The sequence below is a fragment of the Bradyrhizobium canariense genome (assembly GCF_019402665.1).
GTDB lineage: Bacteria > Pseudomonadota > Alphaproteobacteria > Rhizobiales > Xanthobacteraceae > Bradyrhizobium > Bradyrhizobium canariense.
The window spans coordinates 74,544-95,410 of the sequence record NZ_VSST01000031.1 but is presented as its reverse complement, the minus strand read 5'-3'; the positions used below and the strand labels follow the sequence as shown (position 1 = coordinate 95,410).

Annotated in this window: 23 protein-coding genes and 1 pseudogene; 3 read left to right on the top strand and 21 right to left on the bottom strand. The window is 64.0% G+C overall.

Translation table 11 applies throughout. The features are described from left to right. Positions 1-29: 29 nt before the first annotated feature. The 3 genes and pseudogenes from dctA to FXB41_RS17195 form a co-directional block, all read right to left on the bottom strand. Positions 30-1,324: pseudogene (gene dctA, locus FXB41_RS17205) on the bottom strand (C4-dicarboxylate transporter DctA). Next, positions 1,321-2,205 carry an amidohydrolase family protein gene (locus FXB41_RS17200; protein WP_219682584.1) on the bottom strand — a complete coding sequence of 295 codons (885 nt, stop codon included), beginning with the start codon at positions 2,203-2,205 and terminating at the stop codon, positions 1,321-1,323. The pseudogene dctA and the gene FXB41_RS17200 overlap by 4 nt, the downstream one beginning before the upstream one ends. Positions 2,206-2,234: 29 nt before the next feature. Continuing rightward, a complete protein-coding gene (locus tag FXB41_RS17195) occupies positions 2,235-2,945 on the bottom strand; it encodes a TetR/AcrR family transcriptional regulator (protein WP_219682583.1) in 711 nt (236 codons plus the stop codon). A 115-nt stretch (positions 2,946-3,060) separates the two neighbouring features. Between FXB41_RS17195 and FXB41_RS17190 the strand changes: the two genes are divergently transcribed. Beyond that, the gene (locus FXB41_RS17190) at positions 3,061-4,041 is read left to right on the top strand and encodes a tripartite tricarboxylate transporter substrate binding protein (protein ID WP_219682582.1); all 981 of its coding nucleotides are present in this window, start codon (positions 3,061-3,063) and stop codon (positions 4,039-4,041) included. A gap of 87 nt (positions 4,042-4,128) precedes the next feature. On the opposite strand, the gene FXB41_RS17185 is transcribed toward FXB41_RS17190, so the two are convergent. After that, the gene (locus FXB41_RS17185; protein ID WP_219682581.1) at positions 4,129-5,277 is read right to left on the bottom strand and encodes a mechanosensitive ion channel family protein; all 1,149 of its coding nucleotides are present in this window, start codon (positions 5,275-5,277) and stop codon (positions 4,129-4,131) included. Between the two features lie 127 nt (positions 5,278-5,404). Here FXB41_RS17185 and FXB41_RS17180 point away from each other — a divergent pair, with 127 nt between their 5' ends. Further along, positions 5,405-6,655, top strand: a complete 1,251-nt coding sequence (locus FXB41_RS17180; RefSeq protein WP_219682580.1) for a DUF763 domain-containing protein — start codon at positions 5,405-5,407, stop codon at positions 6,653-6,655. Between the two features lie 38 nt (positions 6,656-6,693). On the opposite strand, the gene FXB41_RS17175 is transcribed toward FXB41_RS17180, so the two are convergent. The 8 genes from FXB41_RS17175 to FXB41_RS17140 all read right to left on the bottom strand — a co-directional run bounded on the left by FXB41_RS17175 (position 6,694) and on the right by FXB41_RS17140 (position 10,594). Then, a complete protein-coding gene (locus FXB41_RS17175) occupies positions 6,694-6,936 on the bottom strand; it encodes a hypothetical protein (protein WP_007592431.1) in 243 nt (80 codons plus the stop codon). 34 nt (positions 6,937-6,970) lie between these two features. Beyond that, a complete protein-coding gene (locus FXB41_RS17170) occupies positions 6,971-7,234 on the bottom strand; it encodes a hypothetical protein (RefSeq protein ID WP_035992883.1) in 264 nt (87 codons plus the stop codon). 15 nt (positions 7,235-7,249) lie between these two features. Further along, positions 7,250-7,477, bottom strand: coding sequence for a hypothetical protein (locus FXB41_RS17165; RefSeq protein ID WP_219682579.1), 228 nt, complete (start codon positions 7,475-7,477; stop codon positions 7,250-7,252). Between the two features lie 3 nt (positions 7,478-7,480). Next, entirely contained in the window at positions 7,481-7,681 is a 201-nt protein-coding gene (locus tag FXB41_RS17160) for a hypothetical protein (protein ID WP_007592432.1), read from the bottom strand. Positions 7,682-7,690: 9 nt separating this feature from the next. Then, the gene (locus FXB41_RS17155) at positions 7,691-7,873 is read right to left on the bottom strand and encodes a hypothetical protein (RefSeq protein WP_219682578.1); all 183 of its coding nucleotides are present in this window, start codon (positions 7,871-7,873) and stop codon (positions 7,691-7,693) included. Positions 7,874-8,008: 135 nt separating this feature from the next. Continuing rightward, the gene (locus FXB41_RS17150; RefSeq protein ID WP_219682577.1) at positions 8,009-9,280 is read right to left on the bottom strand and encodes a cytochrome P450; all 1,272 of its coding nucleotides are present in this window, start codon (positions 9,278-9,280) and stop codon (positions 8,009-8,011) included. Positions 9,281-9,387: 107 nt separating this feature from the next. After that, the gene (locus tag FXB41_RS17145; protein WP_219682576.1) at positions 9,388-9,714 is read right to left on the bottom strand and encodes a hypothetical protein; all 327 of its coding nucleotides are present in this window, start codon (positions 9,712-9,714) and stop codon (positions 9,388-9,390) included. A 106-nt stretch (positions 9,715-9,820) separates the two neighbouring features. Continuing rightward, positions 9,821-10,594: a ferredoxin--NADP reductase gene (locus FXB41_RS17140; protein ID WP_007592440.1), complete on the bottom strand. Its 774-nt coding sequence runs from the start codon at positions 10,592-10,594 to the stop codon at positions 9,821-9,823. Positions 10,595-10,750: 156 nt separating this feature from the next. Between FXB41_RS17140 and FXB41_RS17135 the strand changes: the two genes are divergently transcribed. Next, a complete protein-coding gene (locus FXB41_RS17135) occupies positions 10,751-11,947 on the top strand; it encodes an amidohydrolase family protein (RefSeq protein WP_219682575.1) in 1,197 nt (398 codons plus the stop codon). Positions 11,948-12,004: 57 nt separating this feature from the next. On the opposite strand, the gene FXB41_RS17130 is transcribed toward FXB41_RS17135, so the two are convergent. The 9 genes from FXB41_RS17130 to FXB41_RS17090 all read right to left on the bottom strand — a co-directional run bounded on the left by FXB41_RS17130 (position 12,005) and on the right by FXB41_RS17090 (position 20,637). Further along, positions 12,005-12,394 carry a hypothetical protein gene (locus FXB41_RS17130; RefSeq protein ID WP_219682574.1) on the bottom strand — a complete coding sequence of 130 codons (390 nt, stop codon included), beginning with the start codon at positions 12,392-12,394 and terminating at the stop codon, positions 12,005-12,007. Between the two features lie 43 nt (positions 12,395-12,437). Then, a complete protein-coding gene (locus FXB41_RS17125; protein WP_027517315.1) occupies positions 12,438-12,893 on the bottom strand; it encodes a MarR family winged helix-turn-helix transcriptional regulator in 456 nt (151 codons plus the stop codon). A 14-nt stretch (positions 12,894-12,907) separates the two neighbouring features. After that, the gene (locus FXB41_RS17120; RefSeq protein WP_007592446.1) at positions 12,908-13,612 is read right to left on the bottom strand and encodes an ABC transporter ATP-binding protein; all 705 of its coding nucleotides are present in this window, start codon (positions 13,610-13,612) and stop codon (positions 12,908-12,910) included. Continuing rightward, positions 13,609-14,400, bottom strand: a complete 792-nt coding sequence (locus FXB41_RS17115; RefSeq protein WP_007592447.1) for an ABC transporter ATP-binding protein — start codon at positions 14,398-14,400, stop codon at positions 13,609-13,611. Before FXB41_RS17115 ends, FXB41_RS17120 begins: the two co-directional genes overlap by 4 nt. Further along, positions 14,397-16,286 (bottom strand): ABC transporter permease, encoded by a 1,890-nt coding sequence (locus FXB41_RS17110; protein ID WP_219682573.1) that lies wholly within the window; start codon positions 16,284-16,286, stop codon positions 14,397-14,399. Before FXB41_RS17110 ends, FXB41_RS17115 begins: the two co-directional genes overlap by 4 nt. A 157-nt stretch (positions 16,287-16,443) precedes the next feature. Then, entirely contained in the window at positions 16,444-17,646 is a 1,203-nt protein-coding gene (locus tag FXB41_RS17105; protein ID WP_219682572.1) for an ABC transporter substrate-binding protein, read from the bottom strand. Between the two features lie 25 nt (positions 17,647-17,671). Further along, complete coding sequence (locus FXB41_RS17100) at positions 17,672-18,256, bottom strand: amino acid synthesis family protein (RefSeq protein ID WP_219682571.1); 585 nt, start codon at positions 18,254-18,256, stop codon at positions 17,672-17,674. A gap of 27 nt (positions 18,257-18,283) precedes the next feature. Then, positions 18,284-19,183 carry a UPF0280 family protein gene (locus FXB41_RS17095; RefSeq protein WP_219682570.1) on the bottom strand — a complete coding sequence of 300 codons (900 nt, stop codon included), beginning with the start codon at positions 19,181-19,183 and terminating at the stop codon, positions 18,284-18,286. Then, positions 19,180-20,637 (bottom strand): 6-hydroxynicotinate reductase, encoded by a 1,458-nt coding sequence (locus FXB41_RS17090; RefSeq protein WP_219682569.1) that lies wholly within the window; start codon positions 20,635-20,637, stop codon positions 19,180-19,182. The genes FXB41_RS17095 and FXB41_RS17090 overlap by 4 nt, the downstream gene beginning before the upstream one ends. Positions 20,638-20,867 lie beyond the last annotated feature (230 nt).

The window sequence follows — 20,867 nt, the reverse complement described above, 5'->3', positions numbered from 1 at the left end:
CCCCTCTTCTGTTCGTCAACGTCATAAATTCATCGAGCCGCGGCCGCGGGCTCCTCGCCGTCGAGCACCCGTCGCAGGCGCTCGTGATCGAGCGCGCCTTCCCATTTGGCAATCGCGATCGTCGCGACCGCGTTCCCGATCAGATTGGTCGGCGTCAACCCCTGCGACATCAGGCGGTGGATGCCGAGCACGAGCGCCACGCTCGTCACCGGAATGCTGCCGGTGGCGGACAGCGTTGCCGCCAGCACGACAAAGGCGGCGCCCGCGATTCCCGCCGCGCCCTTGGAGGTCACGAGCAGGATCAAAAGCAACTCGATCTGCTCGGCGAGCCCGAGCGGCGTGTTGGTCGCCTGCGCCAGGAAAACCGAGGCGACGGCCAGGTACAGGCAGGTGCCGTCGAGATTGAAGGAATAGCCGGTCGGGATCACCAGGCCAACGACGCTCTTCTCGCAGCCGGCCTTCTCCAGCTTGGTCAGCATGCGTGGCAGCACCGTCTCAGACGATGTCGTGGCAATGCAGATCAAGAGCTCTTCCCAGACGTAGCGGATCAGCTTGAGCAGCGAGAAGCCGCACAGCCGCGCGACTGGACCGAGCGCCACGACGATGAAGATCACGCAGGTGAGATAAAAGCCGCCGAGGAGTTTGCCGAGGGAGGCCAGCGATCCGACGCCGAACTTGCCGACCGTGAAGGCGATGGCGCCAAAGGCGCCGATCGGCGCCGCCCACATCACGAAGCCGACGACGGTGAATACCATTTTGGCGGCGATGTCGATGAGATAGACCAGCGGCGCGGCGCGCTCGCCGAGCTGCACCAGCGCAAATCCGCACAGTACGGCGATGAAGAGCACCTGGAGGATGTTGCCCTCGGCAAAGGCGCCAATGAACGTCGCGGGCACGATGTTCATCAGGAACGGCACGAAGCCGATCACGCCGGTCTGCTTGACATAGGGTTCGATCGCGCTGGCATTGATGGTGGCTGGATCGATGTTCATGCCGACGCCGGGCTTGAGCAAGCAACAAGGCCAATGATCAGCGCAATCGTGGTCATGATCTCGAAATAGACGATCGCCTTGACCGCGACGCGGCCCACCCGCGCCATGTCGGCCATATGGGCAATGCCATGGACGACCGTGCAGAAGATGATCGGTGCGATCAGCATCCGGATCGCCTTGATGAAGGCGTCGCCCAAAGGCTGCATCCTGGCGCCCGCCTCGGGATTGACGATCCCAAGCGCGACGCCGGCGGCCATGGCGATGAGCACCTGGATCCAGAGCTCCTTCCACCAGGCCCGTCCACGCGGCTTGTCGATCGCCAGCGCCGTCATTGGTCGAACTCGAACAGGCGCGCTGGATTATCGACGAGGATCTTCTGCTGATACTCCGGCTCCGGCGCGAACAGCGGGATCAGGTCGACGAGGTCGCCGTCGTTCGGCATCGCCTTGACGTTGGGATGTGGCCAATCGGTGCCCCAGATGACGCGGTCGGGCGCGGTCTCGACGATCTTTCGCGCGAATGGCACGGCGTCGGTGAACGGCGGACCGGCCGATGACACCCGCTCCGATCCGCAGATCTTGACCCAACACTTCTCGTCGCGCTGCATCAGCTCGATCAGGATCTTGAACGGAAGCTGATCGAGCCCTTCGGACGCCTTCACCCGTCCCATATGGTCGATCGTGTAGCTCAGCGGCAGCCTTGTCAGCATGTCCGCATATTCAGGCAGATCGATCGCGTCGAAATGCAGGTCGATGTGCCAGCCGAGCGGCGCGACCATCGCGACGATGCGGTCGAACACACGCTTGTCGGGAACGCCGCCGAGATGGTGGACGAAATTGAAGCGGCAGCCGCGGAAGCCGCCCTCGTGCAGCACGCGGAGCCCGCGCTCCGTGATGGTGTCATCGATATTGGCAACCGCGCGATAGGCGCCGTTGCTCTGCGCGATGGCGTCGAGCGCCACCGTGTTATCGGTGCCATGCACACTGGCATTGACGATGACGGCACGTTCGACGCCGAGCTTGGCATGCAGCGTGCGGAAATCGGCGAGCGGCGCATCGGGCGGCGTGTAGGAACGGACCGGCGCGTAAGGGTATGTCGCGCCGGGCCCGAAGATGTGGCAATGCGCATCGCAAGCCAGCTTCGGCAGCTTGAACTTCGGCGTGCGCGTGTTCGGATCGGGCGGCGGGATGGTCGGTGTGTACATCATTGCCATCGGATAAACCGCCGAACGAGACCGAGTGTTCAAGTCTTGCTGCTGACGACCGGTCGTCGCCGTGCCGGTGCAGCCTGATCGAGCGCCGGCGCCTGGAACGCGGCCACGGTGGCTTGCACCAATTGTTCGATGGCGCTTGCGGCATCGCTGCCGTCGGCCTCGCCGCGCGACAGGCGCGAGACGCGATCCGGCGTCACCAGCGAGTAGTAGAGCGCGCCGAGCAGGAAGTGGCTGCGCCAGACGATGTCGGTGCGCGGAACGTGCGGCAGGCTTTCGTGGATCGCGTCGATGAAGGCGTGGCTGGTGTCGTCAAACGTCTGCGCGATGATTTTCCGCGCGACCTCATTGCCCTCCGCAGACATCACCGCGCGCAGCCGTGTGAACCGCGCTCCGCCCCCGGCAAGATCGCTGCCCGAGGTGAAGGCCGGCACGACATAGGCCCGCACCACCGCTTCGAGCCGGTCCTGGAGATCGCGCACGCGTTTGGCGGCCGCGAGCAGCTCGGAACGGCGCAAATTCATTGGCCCGCAATGGCGCCGATAGATCTCCAGCAGCAGGCCGTCCTTGGTCTTGAAATGATAGGTGACGCTGCCGGGATTGGCGCCGGCGGCCTGTGCGATATCGCGGACCGACACGGCGTTGAAGCCGTTGGTGGCGAACAGCTCCTCGGCCGCGGCGAGAATTGCCTCGCGCATGTTCGGCTTGCGGGCCGTTTCCTTGCTGGCGGGGTTGCGCGTCATGTGATTTGTACTATCGTACAAAAGATCAGGTCTCGTCAACAAGAACCATAGGCGGCGTCCGGACGGCTCGAAAGACCGACGGTCCGCGCGCAGACGCCCGCAAGGAGTGCTGGAAATGCTGGGTTTGAACAAGAAGATCGGCAGCTTGATGCTGGGTGCCGGTCTGCTGCTGGGAGGCGGCGGCGCCGAGGCCGCCGACAACTATCCGAGCAAGCCGGTTCACATCCTTGTCCCTTATGCCGCCGGTGGCGCGGTCGACGTGCTCGCGCGCACGCTCGCACAGGCATTGGCGAAAACCTGGGGCCAACAGCCGGTGATCGACAACCGTCCCGGCGCCGGCGGCATCGTCGCCTCGCAGGCGCTGACGCAAGCCGCCCCCGACGGATACACGCTGATCCTGGTCGCGAGCGGTCATCCCCTCAATCAGTTCATCTATCCGAGCGTGCCCTACGACACGTTTAGGGATTTTACCGCGATCGCCGAGGTCGCCTCCTCACCGCTCGCGATCGTTGTCGCCAAGGACAGCCCCTACAAGACGCTCGGCGATCTCCTCGCTGCGGCGAAGAAGGACCCTGACAAGCTCTCCTACGGCATGTCGGGCAACGGCACCTCGGCGCATCTCGCCGGTGAGCTATTGAAATACATGTCCGGCACCAAGATCGTTGCGATCCCCTACAAGGGCGGCGCCCCCGCGCTGACCGCCGTAATCACCGGTGACATCCCGCTCAGCATCAATCCACTTGCGGAGGCCATCAGCCAGATCGAAGGCGGCCCGGTGCGCGCGCTCGCGGTGACTTCGGCCGAACGCTCGAAGGCGCTGCCCAATGTTCCGACTGTCGCCGAGTCGGGCGTGCCGGGTTACGACGTCTCCGTCTGGTGGGGCGTTCTTGGCCCCGCGAAAATGCTGCCGGAGATCGTGGCGAAGCTCGAAACCGATCTGAAGGCGGCGTTGCAGGACTCGAACGTACTGTCGACGCTCGGCAAGATCGGCGCAGCCCCGGTCGGCTCTTCCTCCAAGGATTTCGACGCCTACATGCATGCCGAGGCGACCAAATGGGAGCCGGTGCTGAAGGCCGCCGACATCCGCGCGCAATGAGGCTGCTTGGCATGAGGACCGGCGCGCTCGACACGATCCAGCAGCGAGCAGGCTTGCGCGGCGCCACGAAGGCGGCGCGCGAGTAGGTCAATTGCGTGCGCTCGCCCGCCTCTTCTCCGGCGGCGCGGGACGCCGCACGAAATCGGCGTCATCGTCGCCTCCCCCCGACGGGATCAGGATCGCGCGCTCGCGCGGCAGCGCTTCCGGCATCTCGTCGCGGATGAAGGCGATGAGCTTCTCTCTCATCTCGCAGCGCAGGTCCCAGGACTGTGGCGCGTTCCTGGCGCTGACGAGGGCGCGAAGCTCGATGGTGCGAGCATCCGCGTCGATCACCTGGAGATTGACCACCTCGCCGTCCCAGAACTTGGATTCCTTCACTGCTTCTTCCAGCCAGCGCCGGATCCGCGGAACGTCCGCGCGGTAGTCGACGTGGAGCGCGATCACGCCGATCAGGGACGCGGTGTCGCGGGTCCAGTTCTGGAATGGTTTTTCGATGAAATAGGACAGCGGCACCACCATGCGGCGCCAGTCCCACAGACGGATCACGACATAGGTCGAGGCGATGTCCTCGACCCAGCCCCACTCGTTCTCGATGATCACGGCATCCTCGATGCGGATCGGCTGTGTGATCGCGATCTGCATGCCCGCGATCAGATTGCTCAGCAGCGGCCGGGCGGCAAGACCGACGATGATACCTGCGGCACCGGCGGAGGCGAACAGGCTGACGCCATATTGCCTGACCGAGTCGAACGTCATCAGCGCGGTAGACACTGTGATGATGACGATGATGATATCGGTTACGCGCTTGAAGACGCGGACCTGGGTGACGTGCTTGCGCGCGACGAAATTCTCGGTGACGTCGCGAAAGTTCAGGAGATACCGTGCCGCGCTCATATCCACGATCCGGATCGAGATCCAGCCGATCAGCGCGATGAAAGCAACGACGAACAGGCGCGTCAGCGGCGTGCGGAAGGCGTCGTCCAGCGGCGCGAGCGGCAGCACCAACGCCACGGCGGCAAGACAGACGGCCAGCTGAGCAGGGCCCGCCGTGCGTTCGATGAACACGCTCAGGAGCGGGAGACGGGTTCCGAACGCGCGGTTGAACAGCCAAACCGCGAGACGGTAGATCGACAGGGCCATCAGGATCGTGCCAACGACCAGACACAGGCCGACGAACCACGACGGTATCCACCCGAACATCCTGTCGATGTCGGCCAAAAGGGTCTGCCGATTCATTAAAGTCCCCGTATTTGCATTCGCGCTTGCCGTTCAACGCGTCGCAGCGTGGTTCGCTCCCCCGCTCTGTGCAACGCAGCATCCCTCTGGTGCAATCATCGCCGAACTGCGCTATTTGTGGTCAATCATGACTCGACGGACCGGCAGCGCCGATCTTCCCCTTCACACCGGCCGGGTTCCACCCTGGCTGGCCACCCGCATGTCTTCGCTCGGCGCGATCGTCACGCAGGCGATCGTCCATCATTACGGGCGCGATGCATTCCTCCAGCGGCTCTCGCACCCGTTCTGGTTCCAGTCCTTCGGCGCCGTAATGGGAATGGACTGGCACTCCTCCGGCATCACGACGTCGGTGATTGGCGCGCTGAAGCGGGGTTTGGGCCCGCTGCAGGATGAGCTCGGAATCTACGTCTGCGGCGGGCGCGGCCAGCACTCGCGCAAGACCCCGGACGAACTGATGCAGCTCGGCGACCGCGTCGGCTTCGACGGCGCAATGCTCACGCGTGCGAGTCGCCTCGTTGCGAAGGTTGACAGCGCCGCGGTCCAGGACGGCTTTGACCTCTACCTGCACGGATTCTTCGTCACCGCCGACGCCAAATGGACCGTGGTGCAGCAGGGCATGAACGGCGACAAGCGGCAGGCCCGCCGCTATCATTGGCATTCCGAGGCACTGAAGAGTTTTGTCGACTCACCGCACAGCGCGATCGACGGGCCGCTGCAAGGCGAGATCGTCAACCTCACCGACCATCGCGCCGATATCTCGCGCTCCGCGCAGCTCGAACTGTTGAGTGATCTCGGCCCCGATCGCATTCTTTCCGAATTCGAGCGGCTCACCGGGACTGCGCCAGAGCCCGCGCAGGCGATGCTGCCGCACCTGATCATGCCCGCGCATCACGACGTCCGGCCAAAAGATGTGTTCGCGCGCCGCCTGCATGGCACACTCGCGGCCGCGGCCGAGCGCGGCCCGGTCGACTTTCCGGAGCTGCTGCTGACGCCCGGCGTTGGCGCGCGCACGGTGCGTTCGCTGGCGATGGTCGCCGAAGTCGTGCACGGCGCGCCCTACCGCTTCAACGATCCCGCCCGCTTCTCGCTTGCCCACGGCGGCAAGGACCGGCATCCCTACCCTGTTCCAATCAAGGTCTATGACGAAACCATTCGCGTGCTGAAGGGAGCGATTCAGAACGCAAAGCTCGGGCGCGAGGAAGAGATGCAGGCGATCAAGCGCCTCGACGACCAGGCGCGGCGGCTGGAGCGCACCGCGCACCGGCCATCGGTCGATACGTTCATCGCCGGAGAGCGTGCCGCCTCGCCCGATCTCGACGGCCGCTCCGTGTTCGGCTGGGAGCGCGATCTCGGGCCGGCAAAAAAGCGGACCGGCTGAAAACCGGTCCGCGAGTTCAGCGGAAAGGAGCGCCGCTCTCAGGTCTCGTCGCTGCCCGGCTCCTCATCGAGTCGGTTGGCCGAGTGATCCTGATATTGATCCGTCTGGATCGACTTGCCGTCCATGCCGCGAATGTCCGAATGCTGCTTCTTGTCGCGGTTCGAAAGGACCATGTTGTCGCCGATCTTGTCCTTGGACACGTCCGTCATGGCGCCGGTGCCGTCGCCCTTGCCGTGCATGCCCGATCTGAAATGCGTCTTGCTGCCATGACCACCTGGCATCTTTTTCTCCTCTTGCTTTGATCGCCCGTGAGGCTCAGTGCTTCTGCTGGGCCGGCGTCGGTTTCGGGGGCTTGTGGCCGCTCTGGCCGGTGTCGTTGTGCTTGTTGTGGTCGCTCTCCTGGTTGAGGCCGCCCCGGCTCACCGGAAATTCACTCTGCCGCGCCTCGGGTCGCGCGCGATGGACGGCCGTGTCCTCCGGATTGTGGCCGATGGCTTGGTCAAGCTCTCGCGCGTCTGGAACATCCGGCTTGCGCTCGAGGATGCGAACCTGTTGCTCGTGGGTCTTCTTGCCTTGCATGCTCGTCCTCCGGAGCTATCGGTCTCGTCGGTGCGTGCCACTGCGCGCGACGTCCTTGTCGATGCCGCCAGTGGCGTTCACGTCGTTCTCGACGTCGCCTTCGATCGTGTTCTCGCCCAGGGCGTCCTCGAGGTCCTCAGGCGAGATACCGGCCATCGTTGCGCCCTTCGATCCGCCGATCAGGGGATTTTCGTGCAGATCCTTTTCGGTCGGTGCGTAGAGTTTGGGTTGCTTATTGGTCATGCCTCACCTGCCTCCGCCCTTTCCGGCCTCGTCATGCCTGTGGTGTGAATCGTGCTCGCCACCTCCCCCGGAGACGCGGCTGTGGTTGCGCTGCGGGTCGTCCGCCGGTGGCTTCTTCACTTCGAGCGGTGCCTTCGCATTCTCATGCGAAGCGCCAGGTCCGCCCTGACGGATGCTGTTCGGTGTCTTGGTGGATGTCGACATGTCACCTCCTCAGCGATCCTGCTGATAGCCTTGATTGGTGGTGTTCTGCTTGATGTTGCCCTGCTGCCCTTGCTGGTCTGGATTTTGCGCACGCTGCTGGCCGTGCGGGGCAGTCGAGGACGCTTGCTTGCTGTCGCCGGTTCCCTTTGGGCTTTGGTTCTCGGCCGGAACAGGTGGCATCTTGCCGGTCATGATGCTGTCTCCTGTTGTTGACACGACATCGACCGGAGGAACTCATCCGGCTTTCGATGTCGCAAAAACAACTGGAGCAACGGCATGCCGTTCCTACCGACGAGTGCAGAGAAAATTTTCCGCAAGGCGTAAGTCTCAGCAGGCCACTGGCTGGGAACGAACCGTCATCGATCCAGCTGACGCTGTCGCCTGTGCTCCGTGGCCGTCGGGCACGACAGGGAGGTTCGCGATCGCACGCATGCCCGGTCGCTTGCGCCAGTGGATCTGAGACACGTCCACAGCAAGGCCAAGTTTCGGCCATCGCACGAACAACGCCTCCAGGGCGCACGCCGCCTCGATCCGGGCAAGTTGATGACCGAGGCAGAAATGGATTCCCGTTCCGAAGGACATGTGACGGTTCGGCTTGCGCGCGAGATCGATGCTGTCGGGACGATCATGCATCGCCGGGTCCATATTCGCGGCGGCGAGCATCACCATGACGCGATCGCCCTTCTCGAGACGCACGCCCGCGAGCTCGATATCCCGCCTCACATAGCGCGGCTTGGAGAACTGCACCGGCGACACGAAGCGCAGGAATTCCTCCACCGCGATCCCGACGCGGCTCCAGTCCTGTGCCAGCCAGTCGCGGACGCCGGGATTTCTGAGGAGCTCGTAGACGGAACCGCTGATGAGATGCGTGGTGGTCTCGGAGCCGGCCGCGAGCAGCAGGAACACCATCGACACCATTTCGTCCGGCGTGATCTGGCCGCCCTCGCGCTCGACCTGGACCAGCTCCGCGATCAGGCCCTCGCCGCCCCGCACGCGGGCAATCTGCAGCTGCCGTTCGAGGTAGGCTCGCATCTTGCGGAACGCGAACAGCAGGCGGAACAAGCTGACGACGTTCGTAAGCGAGGACATCGTATTGGCCCAGGCGATGAAGCGAGGGCGATCGGCCAACGGCAATCCGAGCAGCTCGGAGATCACCGCGAGCGGCAGGATGCGGGCATAGCGCTGGACGAGATCGGCCGGGCTTCCTGCCAAGAACAGCTCGTCGGCGAGACCGTCCGCGATGGCGCGGATACGCGGCTCCATCGCGACGATCGCGCGGCGTCGGAACGCCTCGTCCACGATGCTGCGCAGCCTTGTGTGGTCAGGCTCGTCCATCGTCAGCATGTTGTTGGCGATGGTTCTAACGTAGTTCGGCATCCACCAGCGCAAACCTGCGACGTCGCCATCCTCCTTGCGCAGCGTGAAATTGCTGCCCTCCTTCAGGACTTGCGCCGCGGCCTCATAGGTCGTGGTGATCCAGACATCGCCGACGAGAGGAAATCGCACCGCGACAACAGCACCGGACATGCGCAACGTCGCGATCGCCCTGGGTGGATCGCGAAAGAAGGCCTCGCTGGTGAAATCGAGGCGTGGTGCCATGTGATCACCGAAGCGGTTGATGGCGTCTCACCGAGATGGTGCACGACGCCGCCCGCGCAAGGGGTGCGGAACCTGCGCTTCGGCGGTGCAGGCGTAGAGAGACGAATCTACCCCCGCCCCGGCGAACGCGGGCTGATCTTGCGCTGCTGCTGGTTGGTGTAGGCGTCCCAATTGCTCCAGCTGCCCTTGCTGAGGCTTTGCAGGTCGGTGGTGAGCGGACGGCGCGTGCGCTTGTCGTGATCGGCGATGGCGCGCTCGGATTGCGCGATCTTGCGCCTGAGTTCCCCGACCGCCTTCTGGGTTTGGCCGTTCTGTTTCGAAGACGCGATCTCGCCCATCGTGAAGCGCGCGGTCTCGAGCGCCTTCAGCTCGGCGCGGTTCTTCTTCAACTGAACCCGGTGCCAGGCGATGTTGCTGTCGCTGTCCGCAACCATGTGGGAACTCCGCTGATTCGTTCCCACAGTGTATCGCGCGCCGAATCGGCGCCGCAACGGGCGTCCGGCGGCGAAAATACGGTCTTATTGCGCGAAAATTCCGGGCCTAGCGTTCGGCGAAGGCCTTTTCGACCACGAATTGGGCCGGCTCGCCGTGATTGCCCTCGACAAGCCCTCGCTCGCCGAGGAGCACGCGGGTATCCGCCACCAGCGCCGGGCTGCCGCAGATCATGACGCGGTCGTGGGCGGCTTCCAAGGCCGGCAGGCCGATGTCGGAAAACAGCTTCCCCGAGGTGATGAGGTCGGTGATGCGGCCGCGATTGCGGAAGGGATCGCGCGTCACGGTCGGATAGTAGATCAACTGACTACGGATGTACTCGCCGATCAGCTCGTCCTTGGGCAGCGTCTCCGTGATCATCTCGCCATAGGCGAGCTCCTTCACGTGCCGGCAACCGTGCAGCAGCACGACCTTCTCGAACCGCTCGTAGGTTTCGGGGTCCTTGATCACGCTTAGGAACGGCGCAAGGCCCGTGCCCGTGCCGATGAGGTAGAGGTTGCGGCCGTCCTCCAGATTGTCGATCACCAGCGTGCCGGTGGCCTTGCGGCTGACGATGATCTCGTCGCCTTCCTTCAGATGCTGGAGCCGGGAGGTGAGCGGGCCGTCCGGCACTTTGATCGAGAAGAACTCCAGCGTGTCCTCGTAATTGGCGCTGGCGACGCTGTAGGCCCGCAGCAGCGGCTTCTCGCCGACCTTGAGGCCGATCATGGTGAATTCGCCGTTGCGGAAGCGGAAGGTCGGGCTGCGGGTGGTCTTGAAGGAGAATAGCGTGTCGGTCCAGTGGTGGACGCTCAAAACGGCTTCCTGATTGAAATTGCTCATCTCACCCTTCCGTGGTGTGTCGTGGCGGTTTTCAAGGCGGCAGCTATGCGTCGTTTGTACACGATCATTTGTATACTAATGAATAATCCGGCTTGATCCCGCGGTCAAGGCTGCCCAAGATCGGAAGCGTTGCAGTTAAGGACAAGGACCCATTCCATGGCGCATGACGCACCCCAGGCCACCGGACCTTCGAAGCTCGTGATCCGCGATATCGGCCTGATCCTGTCCGGCGCGCTGGAAAAGCCGATCCTGGACGGCGACACCATCGTCGCCGAGAACGGCAAGATCACTGCGATCGGCCGCTTCAAGGACCTCAACACCGAAGGCGCGACAACGATCGTCGAGGCCAATGGCACTACGGTGGCGCCCGGCCTGATCGACAGCCATGTCCACCCTGTTGCGGGCGACTGGACGCCTCGCCAGAACCAGATCGGCTGGATCGACAGCAATTTGCATGGCGGCGTCACCACGATGATTTCCGCCGGCGAGGTGCATATGCCCGGCCGCCCGCGCGACGTCGTCGGGTTGAAGGCGATGGCGATCTTCGCCCAGCGCGCATTCTGGAATCTGCGGCCTGGCGGCGTGAAGGTTCACGCCGGCGCGCCTGTGATCGAATGCGAGATGGTGGAGGAGGACTTCAAGGAGTTGGCCGCAGCCGGCGTCAAGCTGCTCGGCGAAGTCGGCCTGGGCGGCGTCAAGGACGGCCCTACCGCGCGAAAAATGGTCGGCTGGGCGCGCAAATACGGCATCCAGAGCACGATCCACACCGGCGGTCCCTCGATCCCCGGCTCCGGATTGATTGACAAGGACGTGGTGCTGGAGGCCGACACCGATGTGATTGGCCACATCAATGGCGGTCACACCGCGCTTCCCGACGACCAGATCCGCTGCATCTGCGAGGGCTGCAAGCGCGGCCTCGAGCTCGTCCACAATGGCAACGAGCGCTCGGCGCTATTCACGTTGCGCATTGCGCGCGAGATGGGCGATCTGCACCGCGTCATCCTCGGCACCGATGCGCCGGCCGGCTCCGGCGTGCAGCCGCTCGGCATTCTACGCATGGTGTCGATGCTGTCCTCGCTTGGCGACCTGCCGGCCGAGGTCGCGTTTTGCCTTGCCACCGGCAACACGGCGCGGATGCGCGAACTGGATTGCGGCCTGATCGAAGTCGGCCGCTCGGCCGATTTCGTCATCATGGACAAGGCGCAGCACTCGGCCGGCAAGAACATCCTGGAGAGCGTCCAGCTCGGCGACCTCCCCGGCATCGGCATGACCATCATCGACGGTATCGTGCGCACCCAGCGCAGCCGCAACACTCCGCCGGCCGGCAGGGTGCCGGAGGTGGTGGCGAAGTGACGCAGCCGGAGCGGTTCGCCGCTCCGCGCGGTCCCTCGGAAAAAGCTGATCATCCAATCAGCGGCGCTTAGCGATTTCACAACGCACGTAGGTCTGGCGCTTGCCTTGCCCGACCGGACTGTCGTCCACCACCAGCTTGCCGTCAGCGGCAATGGAAACCCGGGGACTGGAGCGATACTTTTCGCCCTCGCCTTCGCAAGCGAGCTTCATTTTCCAGCTCAGGTGCCCGTCGGCCGTGACCTCGCTGGCGCGGCACCTGGTCTCGTACCAATAGAGGCGGTTGCCGCCCTCGATGCTCATGCGGTTGGCGCTGTCCTGGTCGCGGCAATCCTTTTTGGTTGACGCCCAGAACCCCTCATAGGCTTGCGCCGCCAGGGCGTGAGCACACTGGCTTGCCAGCACCGCACTCATACTCAGAACCATCGCAAAGCGGGTCGCCGCTCTCATCTCAAAAAACCTCGACAAGACCTTCACCGAGGTTAGTCGCACCTCACCGCAGCTTGTTCAACAGCGCCATCAGCATCTCGCGCTCCCTTGCCTCGAGCGGCGCCAGCGTCTCCCGGGTGATCGCGAGCGCATTCGGCGCGACCTTTTCCGCCAGCTGCTGGCCCGCGCGCGTCAGGCTGACCAGAAGCCGCCGTCCGTCCTCGGGATCCTGGCTGGTTTCGGTCAGGCCGCGCGCCGTCAAACGATCGATCACGCCCTTGATGGTCGCCACATCCATCGCCGTCAGGCGCCCGAGCTGGTTCTGCGAGCATGGCCCGGCCTCGGCGAGCTTCGACAGCGCCGCCCATTGCGTCGGCGTAATATTGGTGCCGATCTCGCGAGAGAAGATCGCGCTGTGACGCTGCCAGACCTGTCGAAGGATGAAGCCAACCTGCTCATCGAGCACGTAAGGCGGCTTTGCCGGTTTGACGCTTTTCTTCGCCGCGACGCTTCTCGCCATCCGCTCCCCGCCCCCTACAACGACAAATGTGCGTCGCGGATATCCGGACGCGCATCGAGCTCGGCCATGGTGCCGCCGAAACAGATGCGGCCGCGCTCGATGATATAGGCGCGATCGGAGATCAGCCGCGCAAAGTGCAGATTCTGCTCGGAGACGACGATGCTGACGCCCTCCTTCTTCATGGTCAGGATGGCCTCAACCATCTGCTCCACGATCTTCGGCGACAGGCCTTCCGAGGGCTCGTCGAGCAGCACCAGCGACGGATTGCCCATCAGCGTGCGTGCGATGGTGAGCATTTGCTGCTCGCCGCCGCTCATGCGGCCACCCGGGCGATTTTTCATCTCGCCGAGGTTGGGGAACAGCGAAAACAGCTTGTCGCGGGTCCAGTGCGGCGCGTTCGGGCGCTTCGGCTGGCGGCCGACTTCCAGATTCTCTTCCACCGTCAGATCGGTGAAGATACGCCGCTCCTCCGGCACGTAACCAAGCCCATCGCGCACGATCTCATGCGTTGGACGCGCCGAGACATCCTTGCCTTCGAACATGATCCGTCCTGAGCGCTGCGCGACGAGCCCGACGATCGAGCGGAACGTCGTCGACTTGCCGGCGCCATTGCGGCCGAGCAATGCCACGACTTCCCCCTCGCCGACCTCGAAGCCGATGTCGAACAGGATATGGGCCGGGCCATAATGACTATTGAGGTCTTGCACCGTGAGCTTCATGCCGATGCTCCCTCGCGATGCCCGGCATCGTATAGCAGGCCCTCGCCAAGGTAGACCGCCTGCACCTGCGGATTGCCGCGGACCTCGGCCGGCGAGCCCTCGGCGATCAGCGTGCCGCGGTTGAGCACGATGATGCGATCGGCGTGCTCGAACACCACGTCCATGTCGTGCTCGGTGAAGAGAACGCCGATCGATTTTTCCCGGGCGATCTGCGCGGTCAGTCGCATCAAATCGACGCGCTCGCGCGGCGCCATGCCGGCGGTCGGCTCGTCCATTAGCAGCAACTTTGGCTGGTTGGCGAGCGCGACGGCGAGCTCGAGCCGCTTGAGATCGCCATAGGCAAGCTCGCCACAAGGGCGATCCGCATAGCCGCCCATGCCGACCAGTTCGAGCAGTCGCCCGGCTTCGCCGCGGTCGAAGTTCGGCGCCGAGCCCCAGAGATTGAACAGCTGCTTGCCATGCGAGATCAGCGCGACCTGCACATTCTCGCGCACCGTCATGGTCGCGAAGGTCGCGGTGATCTGGAAGGTGCGGCCCACGCCCATCCGCCAGATCTCGCGCGGCTTCCTGCCGGTTGTGTCCTCGCCGAGCAGGCGGACGTGGCCGGTGTCAGGCTTGTTCTGTCCGTTGAGCATATCGAAACAAGTGCTCTTGCCCGCGCCGTTCGGTCCGATCAGCGCCAGGATCTCGCCTGATCGCAGCGAGAACGAGACGCCGCGCACGGCGTGGACGCCGCCGTAGGATTTGGTCAGTCCTTCGACCGCGAGAAGTGGGGGGGCGACGCTCATTCGGCGGACTCGATCGGCTTGGCAAGCAAGGGGGAGCCCGGCGGCGATGCCTTCCTGCGGCGCTGCGCCAGCATCTCCAGCATGCCGACGATGCCCTTGGGGAAGACGACGACGATCAGAACGATGAAGCCGCCGAGCACGAGTTTTGACAGATCGGTCTGGCTGACCAGCCAGATGTTCAAGGCCTTGTAGACGATGGCGCCGATCACCGCGCCCGACACCGTCTCGACGCCGCCGAGCAGCACCATGACCAGCGCATCGACCGAGAGCGAGATGCCGAGATTGTCCGGGAAGACGCTACCCTTGAGGTAGGCGAACAGCGCGCCGCCGATGCCCGCGGTCGTGCCCGCGATCACGAAGGCCGTCCACTGGATGCTCTTGGCGTTGATGCCGACCGCTTCGCTGCGCAGCAGCGAGTCGCGCGTTGCTCTCAGCGCATAGCCGAACGGCGAGAACACCATTGCCCGCAAAGCGATCGTCACGAGCGCAGCAACACCGAGCGACAGCCAATAGAAATGCGATGGGCTCGCGGCCCAGCTCGCGGGCCAGACGCCCAGGATGCCGTTGTCGCCGCCGGTGACGCTCACCCACTGGAACGCGATCGACCAGACGATCTGCGCGAAGGCGAGCGTCAGCATCGCAAAATAGACGCCCGAGAGCTGTACCGCGAAGAAGCCGAACACGGCAGCGCCCATGCAGCCGAGCAGCGGACCGAGCAACAGGCAGACGATCATCGGCAGCCCCGCCATCTTGGCGAGGAAAGCGACGCCGTAAGCGCCGAGGCCGAAATAGGCGGCGTGGCCAAAGGACGCGAGCCCGCCGACCGACATCAGGAAGTGCAGGCTGACGGCGAAGATCACGGAGATCGCGATCTCCGAGCCGACGGTCAGTGCATAGTTGCCGGCGAACAGCGGCAGCGTCGCTGCGATGACGAGCGCTGCAAGCGCAGCCAGCCGCTCATTCGACGTCAGCGGCCGCCAGGGATTGACGGTGAGACCCGGCGTCTTGCGCGCGGGGGCCTCTGGTTTGCCGAACAGGCCCCAGGGCCGCACGATCAGCACCGCCGCCATCACCAGGAACACCAGGATGATGGAGATTTTGGGAAAGATCAGGATACCGAAGGCGTTGAGCTCGGAGACCAGCACCGCCGCGACGAAAGCACCGATGATGCTGCCGAGGCCTCCGATCACCACGACAACGAAGACCTCGACGATGATGCGCAAATCCATCGCATGATGCACGGCATCGCGTGGGATCTGGAGCGCACCGCCGAGAGCGGCGAGGAAAACGCCGACCGCAAACACGCTCGTGAACAGCCATTTCTGATTGACGCCGAGCGCTGCGACCATGTCGCGGTCCTGCGTCGCTGCGCGCACCAGCACGCCCCAGCGCGTGCGCTGGAACAGGAGCCAGAGGATGCCGAGCACGACCGGGCTGAGCACGATCAGGAATAAATCATAGCTCGGGATGTTTTGGCCGAAGAAGTCGATCGCCCCCTTGAAGCCGGGTGCACGGCGCCCGACGAGATCGTCCGGGCCCCAGATCAGGACGACGAGGTCTTCGACCATCAAGGTCAGGCCGAAGGTCGCAAGCAGCTGGAACAGCTCGGGCGCGTGATAGATCCGCCGGAGCAGCACCATCTCGACAATGACGCCGATCACCGCCACGGCAAGCGCAGCGATGACGATCCCGCCCCAGAAGCCGAACGTCCCCGATAGGCGCTCGGTGAGCGTGAAGGCGATATAGGCACCAATCATGTAGAAGGCGCCGTGCGCGAAATTCACGATCCGCGTCACGCCAAAGATGATCGACAGGCCCGACGCCACCAGGAACAGCGACGCTGCGCTGGCGAGACCGGTCAGAAACTGTACGACATAAAAGGCCATCGGCGGTCCGGGTTAGTGTTGCATCACCTCTCCCCGCTTGCGGGGAGAGAGAGCTTCGTAGGGTGGGTTAGCGCAGCGTAACCCACCTCTTCTGGTTCTGCGGGTACAGACCGTGGTGGGTTACGCCTGCGGCTAACCCACCCTGCGGCAGCGGAGATTAATCCTTCGGACGCAGCTTCTCGACTTCGGAATCACTCGGAAGATAATCCGCGCCCTTCTTGTAAGACGAGTCTACCATCACGCCCTTTCCGTCCTTCAGCGCGGTCTTGCCGACATAGGCACCGAGCGTCGACTGGTGATCGATCTTGCGGAAGGTGATCTCGCCCAGCGGCGACGGCATCGACAGCCCTTCCGCCGCAGTGATCAGCTTCTCCGGATCGGTCGAATTGGCCTTCGCCAGGATCGCCGCCGCCGACTTGATGGTCTGGTAGCCGACGATCGAGCCGAGGCGCGGATAGTCGTTGTACCTGGCCTGATAGGCCTTCAGGAACGCGTCGTGCTCGGGCGTCTTGATCGAGTACCAGGGATAGCCGGTGACGATCCAGCCCTCTGGCGTCTCCTCCTTGAGCGGGTCGAGATATTCGGGCTCGCCGGTGAGGAACGAGACGACCTCGCGTCCCTTGAACAGGCCGCGGGTGTTGCCTTCACGCACGAGCTTCACGAGGTCCGCGCCGAAGGTGACGTTGAGGATCGCTTCGGGATTTGCCGCGGCAACCGCCTGCACCACCGGACCGGCGTCGATCTTGCCCTGCGGCGGCCACTGTTCGTCGACCCACTGGATGTCGGGCCGCTTCTCCGACATCAGCTTCTTGAATACGGCAACCGCGGACTGGCCGTATTCATAGTTCGGCGCGATCGTCGCCCAGCGCTTTGCCGGCAGCTTGCTGGCTGCTTCCACCAGCATCGCCGCCTGCATGTAATTGGAGGGGCGCAGTCGGAACGTGTACTTGTTGCCCTTCGACCAGGTGATGGCGTCCGTCAGCGGCTCGGCCGCCAGGAAGAACACCTTCTTCTGGTTGGCGAAGTCGCTGACCGCAAGACCGATGTTCGACAGGAACGTACCCGTCAGCATCGCCACGCCCTCGCTCGACACCAGCTCGTTGGCCGCGGTCTGCGCATCCGCCGGCTTGCCGCCGTCGTCCTTGGACACGACGATGAGCTTCTTGCCGTTGATGCCGCCGGCCGCATTGATCTCTTCGACCGCGAGCTGCCAGCCCTTGCGATAGGGCTCGGTGAATGCCGGCAGCAGCGAGTAGCTGTTGATCTCGCCGATCTTGATGTCTTCCGCCAGGGCCGAATGAGCCATGCCGCTTGCCAACAGCGCGAACGCCGCGCCGACAAAATAGTTCTTTGCTCGCATCCCAACCTCCACTTTTCTGAAAAGATTAACGCAGTCCGTCTTCGCCCTTGATCTCCGCAACGGTCAGCCCTCCGACGCGCGGCAAAGGACGGCCGCTGTCGGTGACGGCGACCGCGACCATGATCTCGTTGGCGCGCGGCGCGTCGTTGATCTGCACTTCCATGCCGTCGAAATGACTGCGCACGAAGGCTGCATCCTTGTGGCCCAGCGGAATGTCCAGCGTCGTGCCGGGTCCACTGCGCTTCTTCGACGACGGGATCAGCGCAGCGCCCTTGCCTAGCACTTTGCGCACCGGCGCACCCATTTTCGGGTGAAGGATGGCGGCTGCATGCTCCAGCTCGCCGTTCTCGCCGACGGCCGCGGCCTTGCCATAGCTCTGCGCCTTGGAACCCTCGATGCCGAGCGCCGCCACCGCACGCTTCGACAGCAGCTCGCCGAGCTCCTCGCCGATCGCGATCAGCGGCGAGAGATCCTCGACATATTTTCCGGCAAACGGGTTCTCGATCACGGCGATTGCCGCCGCACGCCGCGTCGGCGGCGAGACCTGGCGGCCCATCTCCATCTGCGTCTCTTCGACAACGGTGACGATCTTGCGGATGATCGCGCTCATGATTGTTTCCTCAAGCCGCTTCCCTGTTCAGGCATGAACCGCGTTCTCTTGTACAAGCGGGCGCGATCGTTGCCGTTCAATATCCTTGGTCCCGATGACAAGCATATCACCACAAAGCTGCAACACGGCACCGTCGATCAATCCGCGATCGAATAATTGCCGTGCACATTCCGCGCCAGATTCGAGCGCGGTGGCGATCTCGTTCTGCGACAATCCACCAACGTTGCGGGTCACGAGCCGCGCGCCGAGATCGCTGTCGGGCTGAAGCTCGCACGCAGGCTTTCGGATGATAGCCGGATGCCCCGGCAAATCGACGGCATTCGCAACGATCGTCGCGGCGGCGTCGGCTTGCGACGCCGTTCCGGCCAGCACGGTCACCGCGTCGGCAATCCCGAGCGAAAAGCTGCGGCCGTGCCTTCCGCTGGTCGCAATGCCCCGCACGGTATCATCGGCATCCACCCTGATTGTCCGCATCACGCCGCCGCGATCGGGCCGGTCCATCAGGCCGACCGAAAAATGCTGGCCGTCGCCGAGATGCAGGGCGATGTCGCCGCCATTATTGACATAGGCTCGATCGAGCGCCGCAGCGTTCAGCATTGCGCCGAGAATCTCCTCCGCCACGCCGCCGGCAACCGCCGCCATCGGCGTAATGAAGTCATCAGCTGCATAGGGCGCCACCGCGGCGTGCATGCGGCGCGCCACGACGCCTACCAGCAATGTCCGCTCCGGCTCAGCTGCCGCCCGCAGTTCTGGCAGTTCCGCGCAGAGCTCGTCGAGCAAACCCGTGAAGCGCCGGGCCGCAGCCTCATAGGCCGCGCGCACTGCGTCGGCAGCCCCCCTCGCCTCGACGATCAAATCAATCGGTCCATCCTGCAAATGCAGCCGCCGGCCATCAGACAGCAACGCGATTTGCGGGAGCCTTGTCATGCCCGAGGCCCCGGAATCGGGTTCTGCCAGGGCAATTGGCGGACATCCTCGCCGCCCTGAACTTCGGAGAGCGGTTTCACATAATCCATGTGCCCGCCGAGTGCCGCATAGTCCGACAGCTTCATCGTGAATTCGATGGGCGCGACCAGCGCCGGCGTCGGCACGTAACCAAACGCCCCCGCCGGCATCTGCGTCACGTCGACCATGTAGGTGATGCCGCCGCCCGGCCAGACATAGACCGGCGCGCCGCCACTGGTGACGCGCGTCAGGGCGTCCTTCACCGAGCGCGTCAGCCGCACTGGATTGTCGGTCACGCCCGCCCGCAAGGAACCACCGGCGCCGGCCATGAACAGCACCGTACACAGCGCTGGCTCGCAATTCTCCTGAATGCGCTCGACCGAGAACTTGAGGTCGTCAGGCATTTCGGTCTCGACCGGCTTCAAGGCTTCGTCGAGCACATAGTAAGAGGAGTGCTCACCCGTCGTGGAGACCATTAGCATCGAGAGGCCAGGCTTGGCCTCCCTCGCGTCGAACGGTCCCAGGATTGCGAGCGGATCGGAGATATTGGTGCCGCCCCAACCCGTGCCGGGGTCGGCGACCTGGAAATAGCGGCCGGGCGTCGAGCGGCGCCCCTTCATCTTGATGCCGGTATCGGCGATGTCGAGCAGCTTGCCGGCCTGGTGCTCCGAGAGCACGCCGGTGATATGGTCGTCGACCACGACGACCTCGTCGACCTTGCCGTGCCATTGCTTGGCGAACATGCCGATCGTCGCCGAGCCGCAGCCGACGCGCATGCGCTCTTCTTTCATGCCGTTGACGATCGGCGGCTGGCCGGCCTGCACCACCACGCTCGCGCCGCCGTCGATGGTGAGTTCGACCGCCTTGCAATTTGCGAGATCCATCAGCGTGTCGCAGGTGACGCGGCCCTCCTTCTTGGAGCCGCCGGTCAGATGATGCACGCCGCCGAGCGACAGCATCTGCGAACCGTATTCGCTGGTGGTGACATGACCGACCGCCTCGCCTTGTGCACGGACGGTTGCCGTCTCCGGCCCGAGATAGCGGTCGGTGTCGATCTTCACCTTGATGCCGCAATAGGAGAAGATGCCCTCGGTGACGACAGTCACCATGTCGACGCCGTCGACCTCTGCCGAGACGATGAACGGCGCCGGCTTGTAGTCGGGATAGGTCGTCCCCGCGCCGATCGCCGTTACAAAGGTGGAAGGCTCGTGGACGATCTTGCCGTCCCAATCTTCGGTGCGGCTGAACGGAACGAGCTTGCCGCCATGCGACACGGTGCGCTCCAGAATCACATGCGGATCGACGCGGACGAGCTTGCCTTCGTGATTGGCATAGCGGTCGCAGGCGCCCGCCGCGCCCGGCTTGATGTAGCACATCACCGGACACGCATCGCAGCGGATCTTGTCGATGGCGGCGCTCGTAGGTTCAGTCACCATGTCAAAGCCAGCCGACAGTGCAGTTATCATTTGTACACGAACGATGTTGCGCGCCCTCCCGATGGCTGTCAAGCGGCGGTGCGGCGCAAAACATACGCCTGCCGCATAAAACCTCATTTGCCTACCCGCCCTGTCCACAAAGAAGGCATTCGCGCTGCACTGCGGCATGCACGGCTTGCACGTTTGTGTACAAACGGTATCGTCGCAACGTAGATTTTGAGCGGACTTGG